The 4,836-nt window shown below is 39.5% G+C and carries 3 protein-coding genes; 1 reads left to right on the top strand and 2 read right to left on the bottom strand.

What is annotated here, in order from left to right:
• Nucleotides 1-2,402, bottom strand: a 2,402-nt coding sequence (locus tag REG_RS08195) for an inverse autotransporter beta domain-containing protein (RefSeq protein WP_006705213.1), incomplete at its 3' end; no start/stop codon positions are given.
• A gap of 199 nt (nt 2,403-2,601) precedes the next feature.
• On the opposite strand from REG_RS08195, the gene REG_RS08190 reads away from it, so the two are divergent.
• Nucleotides 2,602-3,720, top strand: coding sequence for a hypothetical protein (locus REG_RS08190; protein ID WP_006705212.1), 1,119 nt, complete (start codon nt 2,602-2,604; stop codon nt 3,718-3,720).
• A 73-nt stretch (nt 3,721-3,793) separates the two neighbouring features.
• On the opposite strand, the gene REG_RS08185 is transcribed toward REG_RS08190, so the two are convergent.
• On the bottom strand, nt 3,794-4,836 hold a 1,043-nt coding region (locus REG_RS08185; RefSeq protein WP_039908119.1), incomplete at its 5' end, for an MFS transporter.

Genomic DNA, 4,836 nt, shown 5'->3' with positions numbered 1-4,836 from the left:
TCTGGACTTACTTCATCCACTTTCACTTTTTTCGCCGCCAAAGTGAGTTTTTGTGGGGTTACGCCGATAGATTTGCCTGTGATCAGCGGTTCGATAGTAACCTCTTTTGCGGCACTGCCTTTCAAGGTAGCGGTGTAAATGCCGCCGTCTTGCTCTGTCACCTTACTCAGTATGGTGTCAGCGGCGTCGTTTACCTTGAAGCTTACTGTTAGTCCACTGAGGGGCTTGTTATCGGTGTCTTTAGCAGTAAAGGTCAAGACAGTTTCATCATTGCCATCGGCAAGGATCTTCGGTTTGGAAACCACAAACGAAGAGGTGTCTGGATTCACTCCCTCCACTTTTTTCTGTATTAAGGTCACAGCTTTGGGGGGGATAGCGGCTATTGAATTACCATCGATGCGGGGTTCGATAGTCACTTCTTTTGCAATGCTTCCTTTCAAGGTGGCGGTGTAAATGCCGCCGTCTTGCTCCGTCACCTTACTCAGTGTGGTACCAGCGGCATCACTCAGCTCAAAGCTTACCGGTAATCCACTAAGGGGCTTGCTATCGGCATCTTTGGCAGTAAAAATCAAGACAGATTCATCATTGTTGTCGGCAATAATCTTATTTTTGGAAACTATAAAATCAAATTTAGCAATTTTATTAAGCTTATGAACTTTCATTAAATTCACAGTGTACGGTTGCAATATGTTTTTATTCAAACTCGGGGTTAGCTCTATTGTCCCTGGTTGCGTGCCTGCCGTTAAGATGGTGGTATATTTACCCGGTTTCGATTCTTTTATATCACTTAATTTAATCGGTGATCCCGGAAGTGTTTTCCCATTTTCAGGGTTCTCTGTTGCGGTAAAACGCGGTGTTAAAATTAATTGATTCGCCATTCCTTCAATGGGTTGATTATTATCATCGCGTAAATTGATATAAATATGGCTGGTTGACTGACCATCAGCAATTAAAGCACCTGATGACGCCCATGTTTGTGAGTGCTGCCCGTTGACATTTTGAGGTGTTACTATTAATTGCACGATAACAGGGGTAGAAGTATTCCCTTTATTATCATAAGCAACTGAACTTAAAGTATAAATATTATTGCTGCCTGGCTGATAAGGAGGCATTGTGATCTCTAACGCAACAGGAGACACTGATCGCACCGTTCCTCCCGCCGCCTGTAAAGCAGCACTGTTCCATTCAATACGTTCTAGACCATATTTTGTCGTGACCGACGCGGTTAAACTCTGTTTACTTTTCGCCATCCCGGTTATTTTTTTCGGCAAGGTTAAGCTAATCAGCGGCTGTTTTTGATGATCCAACACAATATGATTATTACGCTCCACTAGATCGTAGCGGCTACCAGCCAGGCTCCGTATCGTTGCTACTGTTGTTGGGTTGATCTGTGTTTGCCAGGGTTGGCCTATCCGATAATTTATTTGAAGATTAAAACGTGTATCACTTTTATTTCCTTTTCCTTCTCTATGCTCAGCACCCAAGGTGATTAATGGGATCGGGGTATAATTGATCCCGATGCTGATAGCATAAGGATCACGCTGACGCTGACTTTTACCCCATAAATCGACATCATTACCTTGATATTGTTCAAATAACAGTTTGCCGCCCAGTTGTGGATAAAAGGGTAAGTACATTTCAGCACCTATGTCGTATCCATTCGCTGGCCGTTCGTTATAATCAGCAAAATCCGCTGACGAGTGCCAGTCTGTGATGGCGAGATAATGGTTGGCGGATAATTTTAGGTGATCCGTCCAAATTTCGGCGCCTATCCCAAGACGTCGGTTTTTATTCGTCACGTCTTGATCAAAAAAGGTATTCATCCCAAACAGCCAATGATCTTGCCAGGTGCGTATTCCCATGCCGATATTGACGGTGTTGCGGCTATCTTTATTACGGGCACCGAGCTGAGTAAATAACATCGATTGGGGGCTATCGTATAGAGGAAGCAGAAGATCGAGCGCACTTCCCTTTAAATGAAAATGATCATTAACATTGAATTGTACTCGCGCGGTGCCAAATTGTTTGAGCCATTGCTGAATCGAGGTATTCGCTTGTGTCAACAACGCTGATCGCGCCATATTAATGGCCGCATCAGTGGTATTATTGCTTGATAACAGGGAGCCTGTTTTCATTACGACAGTGGCTAATTGGGTGTCAGCGGTCTTTTTTTCAAAATAATGCGTATTTTTATCTGAAAATGAAGTGGCATCACTATTGGCCATAATCATTAATGGTGAAAAATAAAGACTCAATGGAAATAACAGCTGAAAGACAATATTAACCCAGGTTATACTCCGCAAAAGGCGGGACTGTTTTTTTAAATTGGCATAGATCCTATTAACAGGTTTTTTAGGGTAATTTTTTAGCAATAAAACCGTATTTTTAAAAAAAAGCAGCATAAATATCCTTATCGACTATTTCCCTGTAGTACAAGTAGCCCCATGAGTTACACTCAGAGTCCTTCAAGTTGCCGCTAGGCAGCAAAGGCGAAGGGTATTTACCATAAAGATTACCGACGCTGTTTGATGAAGTGTGGTTGATTAGTTAAATTTTTTCTACTATAAAATAACTATTATTATTTAATTAAATAGGAAAACAATGCCTAATCATTCTGATGGTTTTTCTTATTCTTATTTACCCTTATCTTCTTCTGATTTTTCATCAACACTGAATGAGTGGGATATATTTAGAATAAAAAATAGAGGAACTAAATTCAGTGCAAGGGTATTTAGAAAATGGTTTGAATGGTTGAAAAAATTAGGTATGAAACTCAGTAAAACTGAATATATTATGCTGAGTCAAGCCATTGAGAATAAGGATGGAATGTATAATGCACTAAATGTAATGCATGTTCTCTATGATTTGATGCCAAGATACGAAAAAGAAAATATTGAATTTATCGTTAATTTTGATACTCATTTTCGTGGCAGCAGCCCGCTTAGTGTGCACATGAAGCATAAAGGTGATGTTTTGATTTCAAGTAATTTATCTGATTTTTCAGATTATAAATATTTTAAAGAAAACTTTAAAAACTTTACTATAAACTTCCCCTATATTAATTTGCAGAACATTTTCAAGGAAACTAAAGATGTTGGTTTTAATTTTCCTGATCTTATTAAAAAAATGGATAATATTATTAAATTAGACCAAATGGCTGATCCTACTCCAGATTATAAAATAGTTTCCCCGGAGACTCTCCCTCCTCATTATGAAAATTTAGCTTCTTATGAAGAGAAGGTTAATTATAATGATGAAGTTTATGCCAATCAAAAAAATGTTTTCACAGCCATAGTGATCTCCTGCATATTATTATCATTTGCAACGGAGATCGCGCTCTGTAGCCGCTTGGTTTCTGAGAATTTTCAATATAAATTTAAAGATCATAAAAGATATATTAATTTTATGGTTAATCGTGCCGAAGCAGATATTGATAATATTTTAAATAAAGATGAAGATAATGCATTCAATAAAGAGACTAAAATCAAAGAAATCCTCGAAAATTTTTTGGCTAAAATAAATAAGAAAATAGAAGATCAGACTAAATATGAAGGCGTTGTCATTGAATTATATTTATCCTTAACGGTTGATGAACTCCACCGTTTGGCAATGTTAGGGCACATTTCGGAAGAAAAAATAAAACAAAATCCGTTTTTTTCTGAGGAAGATAAGTCTCAATTTATAGCAAAACTTAGTGCATCTACGCCTCGCGGTATCTAATCGTATATTTTCATCTGTTATACCCTTCGCCTTTGAAGCTGTCGCGCTGTTGGCTGCGGGTGTTCGCCTTGCATCAAATTAAACTGATTCGGCTATAATTATTAACTAATTGCTCTAGCTGACGGCGAGTCGTTTGTTTGGTATCCACTTTTACGTAAATGCTTTTTTCCGTTTTTACTACCATCACTTCTGTTACTCCGGGCTGCTCTTTGATACATCGCTCTAGTGTTATGCTATTTTGTATCGCTGATGAAGGCAGGATAATGCGTAGGCTGCTGACGTGAGGCGGCTCTTGCATAGTACAACTAACAGTAAGCCATAACAGCGCAAGCAATCCTCCGGCTAAAAATACAGTTTCAATCCCTGCCAGACCCAATATCCACCCCCCCATACCACCGCCAATAGCAACGCCAACAAATTGACTGGTGGCGTAAATTCCCATCGCTGTACCTTTATAGCCTACAGGGGCTTCTTTGCTAATCAGTGAAGGTAAAATCGCCTCCATTACGTTAAAAGCAATAAAAAATAATTGCACTGCGGCAATGATGACCCAAAGATGTTGCTCTGCTTTCCACCATATTATTTCTGCGACTAACAATAATGCGACAGCCGTAATGAAGACCTGTTTTATTTTTCGTTGCAGTTCCGCATAGATAATGACAGGCACCACGGCGGCAAAGGAAATTAGCATAGTCACCAGATACACTTGCCAATGTTGAGTTAGTGCTAATCCGGCATTTGCCATCACTTGCGGCACGACAACAAAACTCGACATTAATAGCGCATCCAAGGACATAATACCGAAATTGAGTTTTAATAAACGCCGATTTTTAATCACTTTATTGATACTGCTTTTAACAATATTCGACTCGCGATTTAAAATAGGGGTATTAGGAGAAGGTACCGCGAATAAAGTAATAACGATAGCCAATAAAGCGAGTAAAGCCATGCCGAAAAATAAATTTTGTAGGCCAAAAGCATGGGTAAAAATAGGTCCCAACACCATAGCACCGGCAAAAGTAACGCCAAAACTAACGCCGATAAACGCCATCGCTTTAGTGCGGTTTTGCTCACGAGTGAGATCAGACAACAAAGCCATTACCGCCGCCGAGATGG

Source organism: Candidatus Regiella insecticola LSR1, from assembly GCF_000143625.1.
GTDB lineage: Bacteria > Pseudomonadota > Gammaproteobacteria > Enterobacterales > Enterobacteriaceae > Regiella > Regiella insecticola.
This window is presented reverse-complemented; position numbering and strand designations above follow the sequence as displayed.